The sequence below is a fragment of the Helicobacter sp. genome (assembly GCF_022511165.1).
Classification (GTDB): Bacteria; Campylobacterota; Campylobacteria; order Campylobacterales; family Helicobacteraceae; genus Helicobacter_C.
Window position 1 is genome coordinate 1 of record NZ_JAFLSB010000025.1, and the last position, 23,491, is coordinate 23,491.

19 protein-coding genes and 1 tRNA gene are annotated in these 23,491 nt (G+C 39.1%); 9 read left to right on the top strand and 11 right to left on the bottom strand.

Translation table 11 applies throughout. The features are described from left to right. The 3 genes from J1E28_RS04930 to leuS form a co-directional block, all read right to left on the bottom strand. Window positions 1-1,067, bottom strand: a 1,067-nt coding sequence (locus J1E28_RS04930) for a Mur ligase family protein (RefSeq protein ID WP_291027346.1), incomplete at its 3' end; no start/stop codon positions are given. Then, the gene (gene lptE / locus J1E28_RS04935) at window positions 1,067-1,609 is read right to left on the bottom strand and encodes an LPS assembly lipoprotein LptE (protein WP_291027348.1); all 543 of its coding nucleotides are present in this window, start codon (window positions 1,607-1,609) and stop codon (window positions 1,067-1,069) included. The genes lptE and J1E28_RS04930, both read right to left, overlap by 1 nt. Then, complete coding sequence (gene leuS / locus J1E28_RS04940) at window positions 1,609-4,110, bottom strand: leucine--tRNA ligase (protein ID WP_291027350.1); 2,502 nt, start codon at window positions 4,108-4,110, stop codon at window positions 1,609-1,611. The genes lptE and leuS overlap by 1 nt, the downstream gene beginning before the upstream one ends. Window positions 4,111-4,284: 174 nt before the next feature. On the opposite strand from leuS, the gene flhA reads away from it, so the two are divergent. The 8 genes from flhA (at window position 4,285) to J1E28_RS04980 (ending at window position 14,942) form a co-directional block, all read left to right on the top strand. Next, entirely contained in the window at window positions 4,285-6,495 is a 2,211-nt protein-coding gene (gene flhA / locus J1E28_RS04945) for a flagellar biosynthesis protein FlhA (protein WP_291027352.1), read from the top strand. Window positions 6,496-6,506: 11 nt separating this feature from the next. Further along, window positions 6,507-7,637, top strand: a complete 1,131-nt coding sequence (locus tag J1E28_RS04950; RefSeq protein ID WP_291027354.1) for a 3',5'-cyclic-nucleotide phosphodiesterase — start codon at window positions 6,507-6,509, stop codon at window positions 7,635-7,637. Further along, a complete protein-coding gene (locus tag J1E28_RS04955; RefSeq protein WP_291027356.1) occupies window positions 7,634-7,897 on the top strand; it encodes a hypothetical protein in 264 nt (87 codons plus the stop codon). Before J1E28_RS04950 ends, J1E28_RS04955 begins: the two co-directional genes overlap by 4 nt. 1 nt (window position 7,898) lies before the next feature. Further along, window positions 7,899-8,555 carry a phosphoribosylglycinamide formyltransferase gene (gene purN, locus J1E28_RS04960; protein WP_291027358.1) on the top strand — a complete coding sequence of 219 codons (657 nt, stop codon included), beginning with the start codon at window positions 7,899-7,901 and terminating at the stop codon, window positions 8,553-8,555. Then, on the top strand, window positions 8,548-9,732 hold the full coding sequence (locus tag J1E28_RS04965; protein WP_291027360.1) for a cation:proton antiporter: 1,185 nt from the start codon (window positions 8,548-8,550) through the stop codon (window positions 9,730-9,732). Before purN ends, J1E28_RS04965 begins: the two co-directional genes overlap by 8 nt. Beyond that, on the top strand, window positions 9,732-11,144 hold the full coding sequence (locus J1E28_RS04970; RefSeq protein WP_291027363.1) for a sodium-dependent transporter: 1,413 nt from the start codon (window positions 9,732-9,734) through the stop codon (window positions 11,142-11,144). Before J1E28_RS04965 ends, J1E28_RS04970 begins: the two co-directional genes overlap by 1 nt. 20 nt (window positions 11,145-11,164) lie before the next feature. Further along, on the top strand, window positions 11,165-13,024 hold the full coding sequence (locus tag J1E28_RS04975) for an extracellular solute-binding protein (RefSeq protein ID WP_291027365.1): 1,860 nt from the start codon (window positions 11,165-11,167) through the stop codon (window positions 13,022-13,024). A gap of 166 nt (window positions 13,025-13,190) precedes the next feature. Beyond that, the gene (locus J1E28_RS04980; RefSeq protein ID WP_291027367.1) at window positions 13,191-14,942 is read left to right on the top strand and encodes an ATP-binding protein; all 1,752 of its coding nucleotides are present in this window, start codon (window positions 13,191-13,193) and stop codon (window positions 14,940-14,942) included. A gap of 195 nt (window positions 14,943-15,137) precedes the next feature. On the opposite strand, the gene motB is transcribed toward J1E28_RS04980, so the two are convergent. The 7 genes from motB to J1E28_RS05015 form a co-directional block, all read right to left on the bottom strand. Further along, window positions 15,138-15,887 (bottom strand): flagellar motor protein MotB, encoded by a 750-nt coding sequence (motB, locus tag J1E28_RS04985; protein WP_291027369.1) that lies wholly within the window; start codon window positions 15,885-15,887, stop codon window positions 15,138-15,140. A gap of 12 nt (window positions 15,888-15,899) precedes the next feature. Continuing rightward, complete coding sequence (gene motA, locus J1E28_RS04990; RefSeq protein ID WP_291027371.1) at window positions 15,900-16,670, bottom strand: flagellar motor stator protein MotA; 771 nt, start codon at window positions 16,668-16,670, stop codon at window positions 15,900-15,902. Between the two features lie 68 nt (window positions 16,671-16,738). Continuing rightward, complete coding sequence (locus tag J1E28_RS04995; protein ID WP_291027383.1) at window positions 16,739-17,368, bottom strand: MBL fold metallo-hydrolase; 630 nt, start codon at window positions 17,366-17,368, stop codon at window positions 16,739-16,741. A 28-nt stretch (window positions 17,369-17,396) separates the two neighbouring features. After that, window positions 17,397-17,786, bottom strand: a complete 390-nt coding sequence (rpsI, locus tag J1E28_RS05000; protein WP_291027373.1) for a 30S ribosomal protein S9 — start codon at window positions 17,784-17,786, stop codon at window positions 17,397-17,399. Window positions 17,787-17,795: 9 nt separating this feature from the next. After that, complete coding sequence (gene rplM / locus J1E28_RS05005) at window positions 17,796-18,224, bottom strand: 50S ribosomal protein L13 (protein ID WP_291027375.1); 429 nt, start codon at window positions 18,222-18,224, stop codon at window positions 17,796-17,798. A gap of 88 nt (window positions 18,225-18,312) precedes the next feature. Further along, on the bottom strand, window positions 18,313-20,154 hold the full coding sequence (locus J1E28_RS05010; RefSeq protein WP_291027377.1) for a menaquinone biosynthesis decarboxylase: 1,842 nt from the start codon (window positions 20,152-20,154) through the stop codon (window positions 18,313-18,315). Between the two features lie 103 nt (window positions 20,155-20,257). Then, window positions 20,258-20,794 carry a hypothetical protein gene (locus tag J1E28_RS05015; RefSeq protein ID WP_291027379.1) on the bottom strand — a complete coding sequence of 179 codons (537 nt, stop codon included), beginning with the start codon at window positions 20,792-20,794 and terminating at the stop codon, window positions 20,258-20,260. A gap of 235 nt (window positions 20,795-21,029) precedes the next feature. Here J1E28_RS05015 and J1E28_RS05020 point away from each other — a divergent pair, with 235 nt between their 5' ends. Next, window positions 21,030-23,123: an RNA degradosome polyphosphate kinase gene (locus J1E28_RS05020; RefSeq protein WP_291027381.1), complete on the top strand. Its 2,094-nt coding sequence runs from the start codon at window positions 21,030-21,032 to the stop codon at window positions 23,121-23,123. Window positions 23,124-23,182: 59 nt separating this feature from the next. On the opposite strand, the gene J1E28_RS05025 is transcribed toward J1E28_RS05020, so the two are convergent. Next, a tRNA-Arg gene (locus J1E28_RS05025) sits at window positions 23,183-23,259 on the bottom strand. Window positions 23,260-23,491: the final 232 nt, after the last annotated feature.

The following is a 23,491-nucleotide window of genomic DNA, read 5'->3' on the forward strand; positions in this document are numbered from 1 at the left end:
TAGAGTATTAAAACTTTATTAATAATTGGCAAAAGCTCACGCAAAATTGCCTCAATATCCTTATCTGCGTAACTATTATACACAAGAATCACCTGTTTTGCGCCAAAATACTCTCTTAAAACCCTCGCCCCATCAAGATTATGCCCTACATCAAGCACAATATGAGTGCTCAATCTCTCACATCGCCCACGAAGTGAGAGAGGATTGAGAGAAGTAAAATCAAAATACATTCCAAAATATTGCAAAACACGCATTGCGGTGTAAAGATTCTCGCATAAAAATGCTGCAAGCGCGTTTTTTTTGCAATATTTTGTAAAATCCTCCACCTCATCACGCAAACGCTCTGCTGTATGTATATCCTGCCATAGTTCGCATTTAAGACTTTTTTGTTGAGCTATTTCTTGGGCAAGATGTTCTACTTCTTTATCATTTTGCCTTGCTAGAATTACCTGCCCACTCATCGCTTTAAGCTTTGTAAGCGCAATTTCTTTAATACTTGAGCCTAGCATCTCTTGATGATCTAATCCAATAAGTGTAAAAACACTCACATTTGCTTGTATAACAGAAGTAGAATCATACTCACCTCCCACTCCTGCTTCAAACACAAGGTATTCATATTCCCTCGCAAGAAGCAGAGCAAGAAAAGTCGCATATTCAAAATAGCTTGCCTCACGCGCAAGAGGAATACTCCAAAGCTCTTGATGGGCAGCTTCAAGCTCTTTTTGCTCTATATCACCTTGATAATCCTCTTTTACTATATAAAAGCGCTCATTAAATCCAAAAATATGCGGAGAGCTAAAATGCAAGACTTTCTTTTTGTGTTGGGCTAATCCCATAGTAATAAAGCGTCCGGTGCTACCCTTGCCATTTGTTCCCATAATATGTATCACCTTGCATTGCTTACCAAAAACATTCTCAAAGCCGCATATTGGTGCAATGCCTTTATAGATTCTATGCACACGCATCACATCAAAGGGCGCATATTCTGCTCCCTTGCTTAAAAGCACCTCATCAAGCTTTGGTATATCTTTCATCGCACATCTCGTATGCTTGTAAAATAATAACATCACTCACGATTAAATTCCCCATAATATGCCACTTGCGAGATAAATTTTTCCAAAGCCATATTGGCTGCGTTGTTGATTGATTCCAAACGATATTGATCAAGCACGATAGTAGAGGTAAAGTCCGCACTATAATCATAATATCCCGTATTGGTTACATCAAAACTCACCCCACTTGTGTTTTCAAAATGAATATCTAGGGTAATATGGGTGCGATAATAGCTCACAAAACCTTGTTGATTATACGCCACAGGTGCTTGTATAATCTCTCTTACATTAATGTGTAAAAAACTCTGCGCCTCTTGCTTACTCTTTAGCTTACTCCCAAATCGCTTAATCACGGCGTTATTGACTGCATCTTTAATATTCGTACCAGATTCAGGCACAGAGGGATTTACCGCTATATCTACGCACACGCCATCATTAAAAATACTTCGCGCATAATAGCTCACAGGCTGATAGCCACAACCCACAAAAAGCCATATAAGCCCTAAATAAAGGCTATGGTGCATATATTTGACACATAAAGAGCCAAAAAACCTCATTATTTCACCACAAGATTCACAAGTTTATTTGGCACAACAATTTCTTTAAGAATCTGCACATCTATGAGCCATTTTTCTACACTTTGCTTTGCTTGAATAATAATTTCTTCTTGAGTTAAACTAAGAGGTATCTCTATTTCTGCGCGTTTTTTGCCATTAATTGTAATGGCATACATAACTACTTCTTTATGCAGAGCATTCTCATCAATGGCAATAGGTGCAAAATTTGCGAGTTTAAAATATCGCTCACTCAATTCCCAACAAATATGAGGCACAATAGGCTCTAAAATATGAAGCAAAACAAAATACCCCTCACTCCATACCTGCGCATTTTGCTGCTCACTTAGGGCATTAAAAGCCTCCATAGCCGCAGCAATAAGGGTATTAAAAGGATAACCTGCTTGCTTTTTGCTAAAAATATCATTACTTTTTTGCAATGCCTCATACACCTTTTGACGCGCATATTGCTCATTTTTAGCAAGATTTTGATGTGCGATGTTAGGCAATTTTTCACAAGGGCTTATATACTCTGCTCTCTCCCACAACCGCCTTAAGAATCTATACGCTCCCTCCAATGCGCTATCATTCCATTCAAGCTCACGTATAGGTGGAGCAGCAAAAAGCACAAATAATCGCGCACTATCTGCACCAAAACGCGCAATAATATCATTTGGATTAACAACATTGCCCTTGCTTTTTGACATTTTTGCACCATTTTTAAGCACCATACCTTGCGTGAGGAGATTTTTAAAAGGCTCATCAATCTCTATATAGCCCAAATCACGCAAGACTTTTGTAAAAAATCGTGCATACAAAAGGTGCAAAATCGCGTGTTCGATGCCACCCACATATTCATCGACATTGAGCCAATATCTCAAATGCTCTTTGTCAAAGGGCTTTTGCGCCCACATCGCAGAGGGAGTAGTATAGCGCAAAAAATACCAACTTGATTGCACAAAAGTATCCATTGTATCACTCTCTCTTAGGGCTTTTTGCCCACATTTTGGACATACACAATGCTTCCAAGTAGGGTGCTTATCTAGGGGATTCCCCTCGCCATCAATCACTACATCAAAAGGCAAAGTGATAGGAAGATTTGCAATTTTTTCAGGCACAATCCCACAGGATTGACAATGCACCATAGGAATAGGTGCGCCCCAATATCTCTGCCTTGATACACCCCAATCACGCAAACGATACATAATCACGCCTTTACCCCTACCCTCTTTCTCAAAAAGTGCAATAATGCGCTCTTTTGCCTCATTACTGCTTAGTCCATTAAACTCTCCACTATTAATGAGATAGCCCTCTTCTGTATCTACCACCTCTTCTTGTGCCAAACTTGAATCTTGCATAGAGTTAGCATCTTGCTTTGTTTTTGATAGCACACATTTGAGGGGAAGATGATAGGTTTTTGCAAACTCAAAATCACGCTCATCGTGCATTGGCACACTCATCACTGCCCCGCTCCCATATTCCATAAGCACAAAATTTGCCACCCATACAGGGAGTTTTTCATTTGTGAGTGGGTGAATCACCGATATACCCAAATCAAAACCCACCTTATCTTTTTGCGCTCTCTCTCTTGCATTGGTATTTTGAATGGCTTGAATAGATTCTATGAGTTTAGGATTTAGAGCATTATGAGCAATGAGTACCTTAATAATAGGGTGTTCAGGCGCAAGGGCACAATAAGTAACACCAAAAATCGTATCTGCGCGTGTGGTAAAAACCTCAAAATGCGTTATTTCCCCACCTAATTTTTGCTTTGAATCTTCACTTAACTCAAAAGCAAAGCTTAAGCCTTTTGATTTGCCTATCCAATTTTTTTGCATAATCAGCACTTGCGGAGACCAATGCCCCTCTAGTTTGTCCAAACACGCAAGAAGCTCATCGGCATAATCTGTGATTTTGATGTAGTATTGAAACATTTGCTTTTGCACCACAGGCGTATCACAACGCCAACATTTCCCCTCAATCACTTGCTCATTTGCTAAAATCGTTTGATCCTTTGGACACCAATTCAAGTAGGCTTCTTTGCGATAAATTAAGCCCTTTTCCCACATTTTAATAAAAAATTCCTGCTCAAAGCGCGTATAAAGCGGGTCGCTTGTAGCAAACTCTCTCTCTTGCGAGAAACTAAGCCCAAGCGAAGTAAGCTCTTTTTTCATTGCATCAATATTACTATAAGTCCAAGTTTTAGGGTGGCTTTTGTGCTTAATAGCGGCATTTTCAGCAGGCATACCAAAGGCGTCCCAGCCCATAGGGTGAAGCACATTATAGTCATTTTTACGATAATATCGCGCAATTGCATCGCCGATACAATAATTTCTCACATGCCCCATATGAATTGCTCCACTTGGATAAGGAAACATACTTAAAATATATTTTTTAGGCTTTTTTGAATCTATCCCCAAAGGCTCAAAGCTCTTATGCTCCTGCCAATAGCTCTGCCATTTAGATTCTATTGCTTTGGGATTATATTCAGATATATCTGCCATTTTTTTGCTCGCTTATATGGAATGAAAGGGGCATTATAGGGAAAAAACTTAAACTAAGAGGCTACTTCACTTTTTTAGCATTTACCTTCTAATGTATAATATTAATAATTCTTGCTACAATGCTATGTTTAGATTCCATAAAAATATCTATGTATCGTGTAAAGGGGAGCACACTTGACATTTAATGCAACAAAGATTCTTAATCAAACTCTCCCATTCTTAAAAAATTTCTCTCAAAGCAAGGAGATGATTGTTATCATCTTCATTATGCTTATTGTAAGCATTATCGTAGTGCCACTACCTAGTGAAATGCTTGATTTTTTATTAAGTATTTCTATTGCTCTTTCTTTGCTGATTATTTTTATCACGCTCTATGTGGATAAAGCCACAGAATTTTCAGCATTTCCTACGATTTTGCTTATTGTAACACTCTATCGTTTAGCCCTTAATGTCGCTACTACGCGTATGATTTTAAGCGAAGGGCATAATGGCGTAGAGGCTGTGAGTAGCATTGTAGCGGCATTTGGACACTTTGTCGTGGGGGGGAATTATGTAATTGGGATTATTGTCTTTACGATTCTTGTGATTGTGAATCTTATCGTTATTACCAATGGTTCTACGCGTGTAACAGAAGTGCGTGCAAGATTCACTCTTGATGCGATGCCGGGAAAACAAATGGCAATTGATGCGGATTTAAATGCCGGGTTGATTGGGCAAGAAGAAGCCCAAAAAAGACGAGATGCCCTCGCTCAAGAAGCAGACTTTTATGGCACAATGGACGGAGCGAGTAAGTTTGTCAAGGGCGATGCAATCGCCTCTATCATCATCACTATTGTAAATATCATCGGCGGATTCCTTATTGGCGTATTTGAACACGGAATGAGCGTGAAGCAAAGTGCGGAAACCTTTACTATTCTTACTATCGGCGATGGGCTTGTGGGGCAGATTCCAGCGTTGATTGTCGCCACAGCCACAGGTATCATTACTACACGTGCGGCAAAAAGCTCACAAACCAACTTTGCCGGAGATATTATCACACAAATTGCAAGTAGTGGCAAGATTTTGAGCATTGTGGGCTTTATCCTTGTCCTTTTTGCACTTGTTCCCGGACTTCCTGCTTCTCTTGGCTTTGTTGGTGCATTTTTCTTTCTTGTTGCTTATCTCACAAGCCGAGAGGATTTAAGCAGTATATTCTCTTTTGTAGAAAATTGGATTAATAAAAAGACTTCTTCAAGTGCGAGTAGCTCCGCTGAAAATAAAGAACGCGAGAATATAGATATATCCCAACACAAAGCCCCAAGGGTGCAAAAAACCGAAGAGGAAATTAAAAAAGAAGAAGAAAATAATATCAATGAAGCCCTTAAAGTGGAGACTTTGGAGATTTATTTGGGATATGAGCTTATCCGCCTTGCTGATGTGAAGCAAAATGGAGATTTACTTGAAAGAATCCGCGCTATGCGTAAAAATATCGCTGCAGATTACGGATTCCTCGTGCCACAGATTCGTATTAAAGATAATATAACGATGCAGCCAACAGATTATGCTATCCTTCTTAAAGGCACAAAAATCGGCGGTGGCTCGGTAATGCCTAATAAATTTTTAGCAATGGATGCAGGTATGGTAGCCCAGCCTATTGAAGGGATTCCCACAAAAGAACCTGCCTTTGGTATGGACGCTTTATGGATAGACCCTAAAGACAGAGAGGAAGCGTTGATTCAAGGTTATAATATCATTGACCCCTCAACGATTATTATCACGCATTTAACCGAGCTTATCAAAAACTATGCTGAAGATTTCATTACGCGTGATGAAGTCAAAATGCTTATGGATAAGCACGCACAAAACTTCCCAGTAGTGGTTGGCGAAGCTTCTAAGATTCCTATGAGTACCATTTTGCATGTATTGCGCGATTTGCTACACGAACATATTCCTATCAAAGATTTGCCTACGATTTTAGAAACTATCATCGATACCTATCCTGTCTTACAAAATGATACTGAAAGTATCGTAGAACAGGTGCGTGCGCGCCTCTCTCGCACAATTACAGATATTTTTAAGGGGCGAGAAGATACCTTAAAAATCTGCACAATGTCCCTTGCCACAGAACAATATTTGGTTGATAGGCTTAAAGAGCAGCCAAATGGCAAAACTTTTGTGCTACACTCCAATGATGTGCAAAAGCTCACCCAAGCCATAGAAGAAGAAAATTTAAGGATTCTTCAACAAAAAAATGTAACGCCTATTTTGTTTGTGGATTATAGAATCCGCAAGCCTTTAGCAAAACTCCTTGAATCATTTAACATCAAAAATACTGTTCTAGGACAAGCCGAAGTTGATCCGCGTGTGGCATTTGAGGTGCTAGGCACGATTGATATACAATTTTAAGGACAAATGCAATGAAGGTTTTTCATCTCTCTCACACTGATTTAGATGGCTATGGTTGCCAATTTATTGCTAAAGAATTTTTTTCTCATATTGTTTTTTATAATGCCAACTATGGCAAAGAAGTGCTTGTAAGATTGCATCACATACTTGATACAATTACCCACTCTGATATGCAAGATGCTCAATCTCTCCTGAATGCAAAATTTGGCAAAGCACCTAAAAATACACAAAAAGATGAAAGAGCAAAAGAAAAATATTTGATTTTTATTACTGATTTGAATCTCACCTTAAACGAGGCAAACTGCCTCCACCAACGCATAGGGGAGCTTAAAATCGCAGGTTTTGATGTAGATGTTTTATTGCTTGATCATCATATTAGCGGACAAGAATGCGCGAATAAATATCAATGGTATCAGCTTGATGCAACGCGTTGTGCTTCTCAAATCACTTTTGATACATTAAGCAAACTCTATCCTATGCTTAATCCTGCGCGACTAGAGTGGATTTCTCATCTTACTCATATGATTAATTCTGTGGATATTTGGCTTGAAGATGGCTATAAATTTGATTTTGGTAAGGTTGCTATGAATGCAATTAGTGGCAGCTCCGAACTCAATCGTTTTATGTTTGAAAATGAGCATAGAGAATATAAATTTGCCCTCATAGAATCAATGCAAGATTTTTTAGAATCCCCAGAGGGCGAAGTGGCTTTTGATAATGCGCTCTATGGCATTAAAAAGCGTGTTCTAGGAGGTGACCCGCAAAAGCAAACAATGGATACTATCATCTCTCACGCACAAGTGAAACTTTTAAGTGCTAAAAAAGAATCTTGCACAATCACTTATAATGACAAGAAAGGTTTTTTAAGCTATTCTATGGGAGGGATAAGTGTTTTAGCAAATCTTTTTTTGCGACTAAATCCTGAATATGATTTTTATATTGATGTCAATCCTCGTGGCAATGTCTCCTTGCGTGCAAATGGAAATTGTGATGTAAGCCTTATGAGTAAGGAATGTTTTAATGGTGGAGGACATAAAAACGCTTCTGGTGGAAAAATTGAGGGTTTCAAGGAGAGTTTTGCCTATGCAGATATTAAAACACAAGTTCAGCACATACTCAATCAAGCTAAGGAGGTTTTATGAGTATTAATGAAAATATCAATGATGAACTCACGCTTGAGATGAGCCTTGAAGAAATGGCATTAGAAGTCATTGATATGCTAGGTGTTGCATTGATTTTTGCTGGAGCAAAAAAGGAGCATATCCAAAAGCTTATTGAATGCTATTCTTCACAAATGGATAAATTCTATGAATCCCTACCCGAAGATGCACCCTATGGACGAGATGAAATAGTGGAGATTATCAAATCTCTTAAGAGTGATTACCCACATTTTTTTAACTGATATGGCTAAACTCATTCGCTGCGCAATCCTTTTTAGTGGTAATGGAAGCAATATGCAGCATCTTGTAGAAACCTTGCATCATCAAAGATTCTATACAGCAAAGCAAGAAGAAGTAATGCTTGATATTGCCCTCACTTTATGTAATAATCCTACTGCCTATGGCATTACACGCGCGCAAAAGCTAGGTATAAAATGCCAAATACTTCCGCATAAAAATTTCGCCTCAAGAGAGGCTTTTGATGAAGCAATGGCGCAATCTTTATGCGCACATCATATTGAGTATATCTTTTTAGCAGGGTTTATGCGCATTCTCACCCCTGCCTTTATACAAAAATTTTCTATCATCAATATCCACCCTTCATTTTTGCCCGAGCATAAGGGCGCACAGGGTATCAAAGATAGCTTTTATTCTCACGCGCATTATGGTGGCGTGAGTGTGCATTGGGTGAGTGAAGAGCTTGATAGTGGCGAAATTATCTTGCAAGAAAAAGTTGCAAAAATCCCAAATGAGAGTTTAGAGGATTTTGAGCGCAGAATCCACGAATGTGAGTATGCCCTCTATCCTCGCGCGATTTTATACGCCCTTGGATTACATAAAGCAGATTCTAGCCTCTCTTACACCACTTCTACTTCTTTTGCAAAGGATATAAATGGGTAGCACTATCGAAGCTGTAAGTGCCTTTAGTATTTTTGCCTTACTTATTCTTTTTGCCTCACCTATTAGCTCTCTCACGCGTATTCCTATTGTTGTGGTGGAGATGATTCTAGGCGCATTAGCAGCGCATTTTTTTGGATATATTAGAGATATAGAAGAGGTGGAAATCATCGCAGAAGTGGGCTTCTTGTTTTTAATGTTTTTATGTGGGCTAGAAGTAGATATTAAAACCTTTACCAAACTTGGCTCACCCTTTTTGCTCCGCACTCTTGCGTATTTTTGCACCCTTTATGGCATTACCTGCATAGTCGTCTTTAGCTTGGGTATTTCTTTTGTATATATTGCCGCACTGCCGGTAATGAGTCTAGGTATGATTGTAGCACTCATTAAAGACTATGGCAAAGAGCAGCCGTGGCTTGATTTAGCTTTAAAAATTGGTATTTTAGGGGAGCTTGTAAGTATTGCTGCACTTGTGATTGTCGATGGTGCATCTCGACACGGCGTAGGCAGCCACCTCGGGCATAAACTGCTTATGCTCGTGCTTTTTTTGCTTTTTGTGATTTTAGGATTCAAAATGGCAAGGGTGCTTTTTTGGTGGATACCACAGGTGCGCTTTTTGTTTTTGCCAAAAGATGATAGCAACTCACAAGATTTGCGCTTTGTCTTTTTGCTCCTTTTTGGATTTGTGTTACTTATGATGATTCTTGATATTAAAGTCGTGCTTGGGGCATTTTTAGCTGGGACGATTCTTAGCACATTTTTTAAGCACAAAACAGAATTACCCCAAAGGCTTCATCACTTTGGATTTGGCTTTCTTGTGCCATTTTTCTTTGTCCATATTGGCTCTACGCTTGATTTAAACGCGCTTTTTACAGATCCGCAAATTATCACCTATGCCGCATATCTTATTATGGGTATGCTTTCTTTGCGTCTTGTGAGTGCAAGTATCGTTTTTGGCTCATATTTTAAAAATATAAAATCCACCTTGCTTTTTGCTTTAAGCGATTCTATGCCTCTTACCTTTTTGATTGCTACGGCTACTTTAGGCAGAAGCATTGGGGAACTTAATGATACACTTTATGCCTCATTTTTGCTTGGTGCAATTTTGGAAGGTATTATCTTTAGCGTGGCTATTAAACTCGTATATGTCTTTTGGAAACCTTTAAAAAAGGAGAAATAATGCAAAATCCCCCGCGTCAAACTTGGAGCTCAAGCCTTACTTACATTCTCACGGTTGCAGGAGCGACTATTGGCTTTGGAGCGACTTGGAGATTCCCCTATCTTGTGGGTGAAAATGGCGGTGGGGCGTATGTGCTTGTCTTTGTCTTGGCAATGATTCTTGTGGGAATCCCTGTGATTTTAGTAGAAAATGTGATTGGCAGACGCGCACATAAAAACGCAGTTGATGCCTTTAGTGGGGAGGTAGAGGGTAAAAACATCTCACGCTTTTTTAAAATCATCGGTTATTGCGGAATGCTTGGTGCATTTGGGATTATGGCGTATTATATGGTGCTTGGAGGCTGGGTGATAACTTATATCACAAGTATTTTAAGCGGTGCGCTGAATCTCTCTTCACCCATTACTGCAGAGCTTGCCACAGAGTTTTATAATGCCAAAATCGAACACAATCCCCTAATGATTGGCATTTACACAAGTATATTCGTGCTCATAAATTGGATAATTCTTAAAAAAGGAATCATTGATGGCATTGAGCGCAGTATGAAATACCTTATGCCCTTGCTTTTTATCTGTTTGCTGATTATGGTAGCACGCAATCTCACATTACCCGGAGCTATGGAGGGGGTAAAATTCTATCTTTTACCTGATTTTAGCAAAATCACCGCTAAGCTTTTGATTGATGTGCTAGGGCAAGTATTTTTTGCGCTTTCTTTGGGTTTTGGCGTGATGATTACTCTCTCCTCATATTTGCAAAAAGATGAAAATATGATTAAAACCGCTGTTGCCACAGGTGTGCTTAATACCCTCATCGCACTCCTTGCGGGATTTATGATTTTTCCCTCACTCTTTAGCTTTGGACTAGAGCCTACACAAGGGGCAAGCCTTGTATTCCAAACACTTCCTATCGTATTTTCTCATATTTATTTTGGCAATATCTTAGCTCTTATCTTTTTTCTCCTGCTTATCACTGCTGCCCTTACTACTTCTTTGCCTATTTATGAAGCTATCATCACTACCTTGCACGAAAAATGCCATCTCTCACGCACAAATGCGATTAACCTCACGCTTGGCTTTATCTTTATATGTGGGAATCTCCCCTGTATTTTAAGCTTTGGGGCATTAGAAAATATTACTTGGAATGGAAGAAATATCTTTGAAAGCTTTGATTTTATCAGTGGCAATATTCTTTTTGTGCTGACTTCACTTGGGACATTGCTATTTGCAGGGTGGATTCTTAAAAATGAAGCAAAAAAAGAGCTAGGCAATAATGGTGCGCTTTATCCAAAGCTTGTCAATATTTGGTATGTGTATATTAAATACTTCTTGCCCTTTGTGATTGTGCTGATTTTTATCGCTGGAGTATTCCCCGATACACTTGAATATTGCCTTAGCGCACTCGGCTTACGCACATAAAACTAAATAAAGAGCAAGAAATGCTAAGAATCTGCCTTTTTTTATGTGTGATTTTTAATCTTATTTTTGGAGATGTGCCAAGCTCCGCGCTAAGTAAAACCCAATCCCACTCTTTCGCGCCAAAACCACAGCAAACCTATGCGCTAAGTATCTATGGCTCACCAAAATATCCTAAAAACTTCACGCATTTTGATTATGCCAATCCCAATGCCCCAAAGGGTGGAGTGCTCAAAGGCTTTGCGCTTGGCACTTTTGATAGCCTTAATCCCTTTGCACAAAAGGGTAATGCCGCAAGTGAGCTTAGCACACTTGTGTATAATACCCTCACGATTCAAAGCCTTGATGAGCCTTTTAGCGAGTATGGTTTGGTGGCGGATTCTATAACAAAGGGGGCGGATTTTATTATATTTCATATTAATCCCAAAGCACACTTTAGCGATGGCGTAAAAGTGAGTGCGCAAGATGTTGCCTTTAGTTTTGAGACTTTGCTAGATAAGGGCAAGATTGAGTTTAAACGCTACTATGCTGATGTCAAAGAAGTCAAGGTATTGAGTGAAAACGAAGTAGCATTTTATTTTAAAAGTGATTCAAATAAAGAGCTTCCGCTGATTTTAGGGCAGCTGCCTATCCTGCCAAAGCATATTTATATGCAAGGAGATAAAAATACTTTTGGGGAGAATCCCCTCGCCCTCCCCATAGGCAGCGGGGCGTATAAAGTCAAAAAATATGATATAGGGCGCTCTATTACCTATGAACGCAATCCCAACTATTGGGCAAAAGACCACCCCACGCAAAAAGGCTTATATAATTTTGATGAAGTGGTGATTGAATACTACAAAGATGCCGCTGTGGCGCAAAATGCCTTTATGGCGGGGGAATATGACTATCGCATAGAATCTTCTGCCAAAGTGTGGGCAACAGACTATGAGGGCAAAGCAAAGCAAGAAGGAGAGATTATTCAAAAAACCTTTACTCATCAGCTTCCAAGCACTTTTCAGGGATTTTTTTTTAATACGCGCAAGGAACTTTTTAGCGATATAAGAGTGCGTGAGGCGATTTTTTATGCCTTTGATTTTGAATGGAGCAATGCGCATTTATTTTTTAATCAATACGCACGCACCACACATATTTTTAATAACTCTCCCTTTGCTTCAAGTGGCTTGCCAAGCGGGAGAGAGAAGGAAATTTTAAAAGAGTATCAATCTAAACTTAATCCTAGAATCTTTACCCAAAGCTATATTGTTCCTCGCACAGATGGGGCAAAAGTGCGCGGGGAGAATTTAAGAGAAAATCTTAAATATGCGAGGGATTTACTTACAAGTGCAGGTTTTTATATCAAAGATGGCGTATTGTATTCACCTAAAGGCAAGCCTTTTACTTTTGAGATTCTTATCTCCTATGAAGCCTTTGAGCGCATTTGTCTGCCTTTTGTTAAAAATCTTAAAAAGCTTGGCATTCAAGCTCGCATTAGAAAGGTTGATGATTCTCAATATATGAATCGTGTGCGTAATTTTGAGTATGATATGGTGGTTGAGCTTTTGGGACAAAGTCTTTTTCCCGGAAATGAGCAAAATTATTATTGGCACTCAAGTGTCGCCAATACAAGCGGGAGTAAAAATTTTGCAGGAGTGCAAGATCCTGTCGTAGATGATTTAATTGCACGATTGGTAACTGCACAAGGAGAAAATGAGCGCATTGCCATTGGTAGGGCATTGGATAGAATCTTGCTTTGGGGGTTTTATGCGATTCCGCATTTTAATCTCCCTGCCTTTCGTGTGGCATATTGGAGCAAAATCCAAATGCCAAAGCTCACGCCACCCTATGGTATCGACCCATATTTATGGTGGGCAAAGCCAGAATCTAAAGCGCAAAATAAATAAGCTCGTAAAAAAGGAGGCTATGCTATAATGCCCCCGCACGCATTAAAATGATAAAAACACAAAAAAAGGAAACTCGTTGAAAGAATCTACACCAAAACCTAATAATTTATTTTATATACTACTCTTTCTTAAAGCAAATAATAATGGGAGGGGGGAGTGATAATCAATGAAACATTATCTTAATTTTATTCAAAGCAAAAATCTGCAAAATGATAGCATTTTTAACTTACTTAAATGCAATGAAAATGAGGGAAAAATCTTGCAATTTATGGCAAAAGCCTTGCTTGAAGGGGAAGTAGATTTTATCGTGCATACACTTCTTACTAAGGTTTTTCCTAGTAAAGGCGCACCACAAAGTGAATCTAACCTCACATTTTTGCCTCATATCCGTAATCTCATTGAGTTAGGGTGGGTATCTCAAAGCTCATTTTTACAGCCCAAACTCACTGATATAACACTCCTTGAGCTTTATAATGATAATATTTGCCTCTCCCATACTTTTTTAAAGCTCCTTGAAGATGGCGCGCTTAATGTTGATTTGCCTGAAATCACACCCTATGAAGATCATCTTGAATATCTTAAGGATCAATTTGCCTATATTGATTTATTGCAAAAAATGAGTGCGCTCAAATTTTCACAAAAACTCGATTCTCCTTCTCTCTCTCGTGCAAATTATCGCCTTAAACTCCTTGAAGAAACAATCAATTCGCGCCTTAAACTTACAACCAAAGATATGAGCATTATTAAAATGATAAAAGAATATCATTTAGAACAAAAAGAGCAGATTATCTTTTTTGCCCTACTCAAAGAAGAATACTCAAGCAGCGATGAGAATTTGCGTGATATGAATGCACTCTTAGAACTCATTAGTCTTGATGAATATGACAAAATAAAACATCGCTCCTTGCTTGATGAAAACTCCACCCTTGTGCAAAAAGGCTTGATAGATTATGATGAAATGCTTAGTCCCTTTGGAGGTATTTCACGCACATTTTTTATCCCCGAAGAGATTCTCCAAAATATTATCCACCCAAACAAAAAAAAGAAACGCACCAAAATAAGCCTTGATTCTATTATCAAAGAGCAGGAAATTTTTGAGCTTTTAGAGCCAAAATATAGCATTGATGAAGTGATACTCCACTCCCACACAAGAGAGATTCTCAATCATCTCCTTGCACAAGTCAATAGCGATGTTATTTCACTTCTTAGACTTTGGGGTGTAAAAGATAAGAAAAAAGGCATTGATGCAAAAATCCTTTTATATGGCGCTGCTGGCACAGGCAAAACTATTACCGCATTGGCTTTAGCTAAAAGCCTCAAAAAGCAGATTCTAAGTTTTGACTGCTCAAAGATTCTCTCTATGTATGTGGGAGAATCCGAAAAAAATGTGCGCAAAATTTTTGATAGTTACCAAGATATATGTAAAAAAATTAAAAATGAGCCTATTTTGCTCCTTGATGAGGCTGACCAATTCCTTAGCACACGCGGTAGTAGCGCTCATAGTGCAGATAAAATGCACAACCAAATGCAAAATATTTTCTTAGAGCAAATTGAGCGATTTGAGGGTATTTTGATTGCCACAACAAATCTTTTAGAAAATTTTGACAGCGCATTTTCACGGCGATTTAATTATAAGATTGAATTCAAACGACCCAATAAAGCACAAAGAGAAGAGTTATGGCTCAAGCATCTTCCCAAAAATGCGCCCTTTGGCTCCCTCACAAGAGAGCATCTTGCAAAAGCTTTGTGTGAGTATGATTTGAGCGGAGGACAAATCACATTGATTGTGAAAAACACAGCCTATAAAGTTGCTACAAAAGCCCAACCTATCTTTACAGAAGAAGACTTCATAAGCCAAATTAAATCCGAGCTAAGCGGGAATTTTGACGGAAACAAAAGTATGGGCTTTAGGCGGTAAAATCTAAGAGATAGTTTATAGACTTTTAAATTTAAAAAGAGAACCTCTCTTAAAACCTACTATCTTTGCAAGGAATCTAGAATCTGCTCGGTTTTTAGCTCATATTTCCATATTTTCATAATTAAGGAAAGTAAGTGATTGGCTTTAATGATAAGCCCTATCTCTTAAAATCCTAATCTCTGTCTGCAATAAAAATTATTGCTGCATATTCTGCAAAGTCTCCTCAAGAATTGATTGAGCCACAGGCGCATCTTTTGGATCCACAAAAAAGAAAATCTCCACGCGATTATTTTTTGCACGATTAATGGGACTATCATTAGGTGCAATGGCTTGATGTTCCCCATAACCAGAAAAAGAAATGCGTTCAGGAGAAATACCATTTTTGATAAGAACTTTCATCACACTAAGAGCACGCGCAGAGGAAAGCTCATAATTATCTTTATAGCGTGAACCTACGGGCAAAGGTGTATTATCAGTATAACCACGCACATCAACTTTGACATATTCGGGCAATTTTTTAATGATTGCACTCATTCTTTGCAAATATAGATACACATCACTATTGTTAATTTCAGCACTTCCGGGATCAAAGGAAATATTTGAAGGAAGACGTAAAGATGTCCCCATTTCTACTTGCTCTAAGATTCCGCCCTCTTCTGCCATTTGTTCAATCTCTGCAGTTGTAACAGTTGATGAATCGGCAGATGCAGCGCTTCCTTCAATCTCATTCTCACTAATATCTTCTTCATCAGAAGACAAAGGCGAAGTGAGCGTAAAATCAAAAATTTTGACAAATTCAGTTTTGAGTGCTTCAGAATCTGCCGAAGAGGTTGATGAAATCGCCCACAAAGCAATAAAAAGTGCCAAAAGCAAGGAGAGAAAGTCCGCATAAGGAACCGCCCACTTTTCTCCTGCTGGACATTCTGGACATTTCTTTTTAGCCATATTACACCTTAATTATTCAAATTGTGAAATTTTAGGCTCACCCGGTGGGATAAATCCAAGCAATTTCTCTTCAAGGTTACGAGGGTTATCGCCATTAGCAATTCCTACAACACCCTCCAAAACAACCATACGCCCACGGATAATATCTTTACTCTTGGACATCATCTTGTGTCCCCAAGGACCAAAAAGCGCGTAAGAACAGAAAATCCCTGTAACCGTCGCGGTAAATGCCCCAGAAATACCTGCCGCCATCGCCTTTGGGTCATCAAGGAGCTGAAGCGCAAGAATAAGCCCGCACACCGCCCCAACAAGTCCCATTGTAGGACAAGTTTCTGCATACAGCACCCAAAAGTGAGCCGAGCCGTGGTAATACTCTTCAAGAGATTCAATTTGCACTTCCATATCTTCGCGCACAGCGTGAGCATCTCGCCCGTCAATAATCATCGAAAGAGATTGTCGCAAGAAATCATCTTCAATTTGCGCCGCCTTACCTTCAAGTGCGAGTACCCCGTCTTTTCTCGCAAGGGTGGAGAGTTCCACGAGCTGCCGTATAATTTCATTGAGATTTGTCCCCGTTCCGCCAAAAACAATCTTTAACTCTTTAAGTGCACCCTTGATATGCGAGCCGTGTGTAGCCGCCACTGCCGCACAACCCGCAGTAGGGATAATAATAATCAACGAGCTAAGGTGGATAAGGTGCAGAGGGTTACCACCCTCCATAATATCACCTATCGAAATACTTGCAACAGCCCCAATAAGTCCCAGAACAGAGGTTAAGTCCATAGGTCTCCTTTAATTAGTTATATATTCTCAAATTGTATCTAAACAGAAATGCAAAGCAAAAAATATTCCTAGCTCTTTAAGCTTAACTCAAGCTGTCGAATCCAAAAAGCCACGTTACGTTGCTCATCTCTAAGAGAAGTTGCGCCACCGTGTCCGGGATAAATAGTTTTATTTGTATCAGCAGGCAAGTTACTAAAACGCACAAGAGAATCTCTCATATCTGCTGTATTTGAATAAGGAAAATCGCTGCGTCCAATAGAGCGACGAAAGATAAAATCCCCACTAAAAATATCTCCCTCAATCTCTATGGTTGAGCAGCCGGGCGTGTGTCCGGGAAAATGCGAAAACATAACCTCTATGCCTTGCACATCAAGTATATCTGTGCCTTTTTTGCATTGAGCAAGTATATCGGGCTTACTTGGGCTAACCCCTATATTAAAACAATCGGATTCAAGCATAAAAGCATCGAGCTCGGGGCAAATAAGTGGCACATCAGGGAAATGAGCCTTTAAAAGAGCATTGCTCCAAATATGGTCAAAATGTCCGTGTGTATTCAAAAAGGCAATGGGAGAAGGGCATTGTTCTATTACCCAACTATGCGCTCCCATTCCCGCATCAATAACAATCTCACCTTGCGGGAATTTGCAAACATAACAATTGGTTTGATATTCGCCAAAACTTTGAGAAAGAATCTCCACAATAACCCCCACACACTCTTTTTGAATATTATCTTTTTGAGAATTGTGGGCTTCGGCGCGCCTTTCTCTTTCCATATTTTTTACGCTCAACCACACGAGCATCTCGTGTTAAAAGCCCTTTTGGTTTTAAAATCGCCCTAAAAGCGGTGTCGTATTGATTAAGTGCCTTTGAAATGCCATGTCGTAAAGCTTCAGCTTGAGCAGAATAGCCACCACCAAGTGTAACTGCATAAATATCCACTGATTTTTCCTGTTTGGTAAGAATAAGTGGCTGCATCACTTTCATTTTAATAGCTTCGTGCCCACCAAGCCAATCATTGAGGCTTTGTCCATTAATGGTAAGTTTGCCACTTCCGGGCTGAAGCCAAACCTTAGCGATTGCTGTTTTTCTTTTTCCTGTTGCATAAATTTTTGTCATAAACATTCCTTATTTTGAGCTTTTAGAAACTTGTGCGCTGTGTGGGTGTTCGCTGCCACGATAGACTTTGAGTTTTTTAAGCATAGCCCGTCCAAGCTTGTTTTTTGGGAGCATACCACGCACTGCAAGATGATAAAGTTTTTCGGGTGTTTTTTGGAGCATTTCTTCGAGTGTCTTGCTCTTAGTGCTACCAAAATAGCCAGAATGCGTGAAGTATTCTTTGTCCTCAAGCTTCATACCTGTAAATTTTACTTCTGTGGCATTAATAATCACCACAAAATCGCCGCAATCAATATGGGGCGTAAAACAAGGCTTATGCTTACCGCGCAAAATCGTAGCTGCCTCTGTGATAAGGCGACCAAAGATTTTATCTTTGGCATCAAGCACAATCCATTGACGATTAATGTCTTGCTGTGTTGCTGTTTTTGTAAGTTCCATTTCTTTTCCTTGTAAAAATTCTAAACATTTTTTAGAGGTGCGGATTTTAAAATAAATAAACTTAAGTTTTTATTAACTTCAGCTTATTTTAATGTAAAATACCAAAATGCTCTAAAAATGTGTCATCTATATCATCAATTAAGCCCTTTTGCCTGAGTGTATCAATCACAGCAGGGCTACAATTTGTATCCTTAGGCCATTCACGCAAATGTCCATCGCAAGCTCCCTTATCAGTTGCATCAATAAATACAAGATGATGAGCAATGAAAATATCACGTTTTGCATCAATATTATTAACAATACGCCAAGTGAGCATATAAGGATTTGTAAGATTATTTTTACAAGAATCTACAAAAATAACAATACTCAAGCAATCTTGCAAGGTTGCAAAAGCCTCTAACTGCTCTTTAAGCGCACTAAAAATATGTCCTTTCTTTTCTACACCCACGATACAAATAGGATTAGGCGTATTTGTAAAATATTGCTTTAAGGCAATAGCATTAGGAAATAAAGGCGCGCACTTCTCCCACAAAGCCCTATCGCTTAGCGCATTAAAATGTGGTTTATTTACAGGTGCAATAGCCTCCACCCCAAGCTTTCCTCCACGCGCAAATTGTGGGCTTGAGTGATCAAGCGCATCACAGATTCCCTCTGTGATAAGAAGCTTATCGGGCGAGAATCGATTGAGTATATAAGTGCCTAAAGCAGCATAATCTGTAAGCTCTGGAGCATTTTCATCAACAAAAATAGCGTGTTTTACAAAGCTCATCTGCCCCACACCCCAAAAATTGTGCATAATCTGTTGAGCGTGGCTTGGGTATTGAGGCTTGATTTTGGCAAAAATGAGATTATGAAACACGCCATTTTCGGGCATATGGTAATCAACTAAGCCGTGTGCTGTGGTTTGCAAAAGAGGCAAAAATACGCGCTCTGTAAGATAGCCCATATACTTATCTTCAAGCGGAGGTTTGCCCACAATAGTCGCAGGAAAAATAGGCTTTTTACGCATCGTAATAGCACTCACTTCAAGCACAGGGTAAGATTCAATAGGCGTGTAGAATCCTGTGTGATCACCAAAAGGTCCTTCATCACGCATTTGCGTAGGATCTACCCAGCCTTCAATGACAATATCTACATCATAGGGGACAAAAAGCGGATTTGTGATACAAGGACAAAGCAGGGGTTTTTGAGCGCGAATGAATCCATAGAGCATTAACTCAAAAATGCCCATAGGCAGGGGGGCTTGTCCGCACCAAATATAAAGCGGATCACCACCAAGTGCAATGCTTACAGGCATTTTCTGCCCTGCTTGTTTATATTGATGAAAGAAATGTTGAGAGTCTTTGTGAATCTGCCAATGTAACCCCAAATGCTTCTCATCATACACTTGCAAACGATACATTCCAAGATTTTTCTGTGTGCCTTGAAGATTTTGTGTATAGACTTGTCCCATTGTGATAAATGCCCCCCCATCGTGTTCCCAAGTCGTAAGGATAGGCAAATCAAAAAGATTAATATGCTCTGTTTGCACGATTTCTTGGCATAAACCGCGCTTTTTGGTATATTTGGGAAACGCATAGCGCAGAGCATAAAGTTCTTGGAATTTATGAAAAACCTGCTTTATACCCTTTGGAGGCTTGAATGCAAGGAGATTCTGCAAAGCTTTGGCAATATCTGCAATCGGCTTATCAAGCAAAAGATTAAGTCTTTGATGTGAGCCAAAAATATTCATTAATACCGGTATATCAAAACTTCTGCCACTTTTGGCACAAATAGGTTGTGTAAAAAGCAAAGCCTTGCTTGTTGGCTTTTTAACCTCAAGATAAGCAAGTTGAGGGATTTGCAAATAAATATCAAGGGGTTCATCAATAATAGTCAATTCATTATGAGATTGCAAAAACTCAATGAGCTTATGAGAATCTAAAGCCATATATAGCTCCAAAGATTATAAATTAAAGAGGTTTATTCAAGCTGCCCCCTATGATAGAGCATTAAGCCCTAAAGGGACAAGCTTGTGTTATTTGTGCAGAATCTTAAAAATGCAAAGCGATAAGAGCTTGGATACTTTGCATCTTTTGCTCTTGTTTCACAAGCACTCCATCAAGCTCTGGCTTTTGGTAAGTATAAAGCAAACCAAGCGAAATAGGAATCAAATCAAACTTAAGCTTTAATCCCGCATTATAGGCAATAGTATCTTTATAGATTTTATTAAAACTTGAGTGATTTACTCCTATATAAGGCGTCAATCGCGCAATGATAAGCCCGATATTATATCCTGCTGAAATACCATATTGCAAATTTCTAAACTTCGTATTTGAGGTTTCAGAGCCAGAGTAAGAGTTAAAATCATATTTGACTTGTGGAGCCACAACAAAATCAAAAGCCCCAAGCCAAACGCGTCCAAACACACTATAATCCTTAAAGTGAAGGTTGCTATTCTCCACAGCTACTTTTGTTTGTCCTGCACCCAAACCAAATTCTGGGCTGATTTCAAATCCCGCAATACTTGCAGCCTGCACATTCAAGCTAAGCCCTGCAACACAAAACAATGAAAGGAAGTATTTTTTCATTCTATTCTCCTTACTATGAAATGGGCGCGCATTATAACCAAAAATAGCTTCTAAAGCAAATTGTGATTTTAGCCCACCACCCATTAAACATACAAGCTTTGTGCAAAATCAAAACAAATGAAACAATTTTACTACATCTATGCGAATTAATAAGTGAATGAGGCAAAAATGAATGCTTTTAAAGTAAATTTGAGATACAATACAAAAAGATACACCATAATTCAAAGGGGCAGATATGACAATCAATGACGCTAGAATGTATTTCAATCGTGAGCTTTCGTGGCTAAAATTTAATACGCGTGTGCTTAATGAAGCCAAAAACACAAATATTCCGCTTTTAGAGCGTTTAAAGTTTGTAGCCATTTATGGTACGAATCTTGATGAATTCTATATGATACGCGTAGCAGGACTTAAGCGTTTATACGCTAGTGGTATTACTGAAGTAGGTGCGGATAAACTTACCCCTTTGCAACAACTTAAAAGCATACGAGATTATCTTGATAAAGAAAAAAACACACTTGAAGATGTTTTTAGGGAGATTCAAGGCGGACTTGCCAAAGAAAATATGCACATTAAACAGGTGAGCGAACTCAATAGTGAGCAAAAGAAGCGATTGCACGAATTTTTCCTTACTCATCTCTATCCAGTCATTGTGCCTGTGGCAGTAGATGCAACACACCCTTTCCCTCGCCTCAATAACTTAAGCTTTGCCATTGCCCTTAAGCTTAAAGACACACAAGAAGGCAATATTAAATTTGCAATGGTAAGAATCTCACGCCTCCTTTCTCGTTTTGTAGAGATTGAAAGTGGAGTTTTTGTAGCAATAGAAAACATCGTGGGTGAGTTTGCAAATGAACTTTTTGGGGAATATGAAATTTTAAGCTATGTGCCTTTTAGAATCACACGCAATGCAGATATGGAAATTGAAGAAGAAGAAGCTGATGATTTTATTGAAATTATGAGCGAAGGGCTAAAAACTCGTAGAAAAGGTGAAGTAGTGCGACTAGAAATTGGTGCAGATAAAGACAATAGTCTGCTCGAATTTGTTAATTCTCATTTAAAGGTGGATTCTAAAGATATTTATGTTTATCATATTCCACTCAATCTAAGCGGACTATGGGAGCTTGTAGGAAGCAAAGCTTACGCACATCTTACCACCCCACCCTTTAATCCCAAAACTCTACCACCCCTTTATAGCAATGGCGATATTCTCTCTACTATGGAAAATAATGATATTGTGCTTTTTCACCCCTATGAGAGCTTTGATCCGGTAGTCAATTTTATCCAAAGTGCAGCAAAAGATCCAGATGTGCTCTCTATCCGTATGACACTCTATCGTGTGGGGAAAAACTCGCCTATTGTAAAAGCCCTTATCCAAGCAGCTGAAAATAATAAGCAAGTAACGGCACTTGTCGAGCTTAAAGCGCGTTTTGATGAAGAAAATAACTTATATTGGGCGCATTCTTTAGAATCTGCTGGAGCACACGTCATTTATGGTGTGCCCGGCTTAAAGGTGCACGCCAAAATTGCCCTTGTAATTAAAAAGATTGGCAACACACTCAAAGAATATGTGCATTTAAGCACAGGGAATTACAACCCAAGCACAGCTAAAATTTATACTGACTTATCGCTTCTTACTTGTAATGGGCATTTTGCAAAAGATGCAGTTAAGCTTTTTCATAGTCTCTCCACTGGCTCATCATATCGCACAAAGCTTAGTCATCTCTACATCGCGCCCACACAAATCAAAACAAAGATTCTCGAGCTTATCGAACAAGAAAAGAAAATGGGTAAGGAGGGACGCATTATTATGAAGGCAAATGCCTTTGTGGATACTGATGTGATAAAAGCACTCTATGGGGCTTCAATAGCTGGGGTAAAAATTGATCTTATCGTGCGAGGCGTATGCGTTTTGCGCCCGGGAGTAAAAGGTGTGAGTGAAAATATCCGCGTATTCTCAATCATTGGTAAATACCTTGAACACGCAAGAATCTACCATTTTAAAAATGATAAAATAGGCGTGTATTTTGCCTCCGCAGATATTATGCCACGTAACCTTGAGCGACGCGTTGAGATTCTTACCCCAAGTCTTAATGAACAAATGAGTAAGCGACTAATGGAAATCTTGCAAATGCAGCTTAGCGATAATGTCCAAATGTATGAGCTTCAAAGCAATGGCGAATATCAAAAGGTAGTAAGTACCCAAAAGCCCTTTAGCTCACAGCTTGCCTATGAAGATTATGTCAATGCTATTTATGGGGATTCTATAAATAATGATGAAGTAATTAAGGCAAAAAAACTCGCTAAAAGAATGCTAAAAGAAAGTTAGGAGCCTCTCTTTAGAGTGAATCATAATGAACCTAAAGAGAATTCTTAAAATTGAGTAAGTGGTGTCCCCGATGCGATTTGAACGCATGACCTCACGATTAGGAATCGTGTGCTCTATCCAGCTGAGCTACGGACACATTTGCCAGCCTGCTATAAACCGACGAAAAATATAATAACTTATTATTCGTTACTTGTCAACAGTTTTGGTACAAAATGTCACTATGACTCGTTCGCTTTGTAGTATAACGCTTGAAGTATATGAACTGCTTTTCTCTCACATTACTTCCTCAAGTCCTCGCGTTCCTCTTTGCACGCCAAACTGCGCCGGTCTGTCAAATAAAGGTAACATTCTTCTCCACCCTATACTCG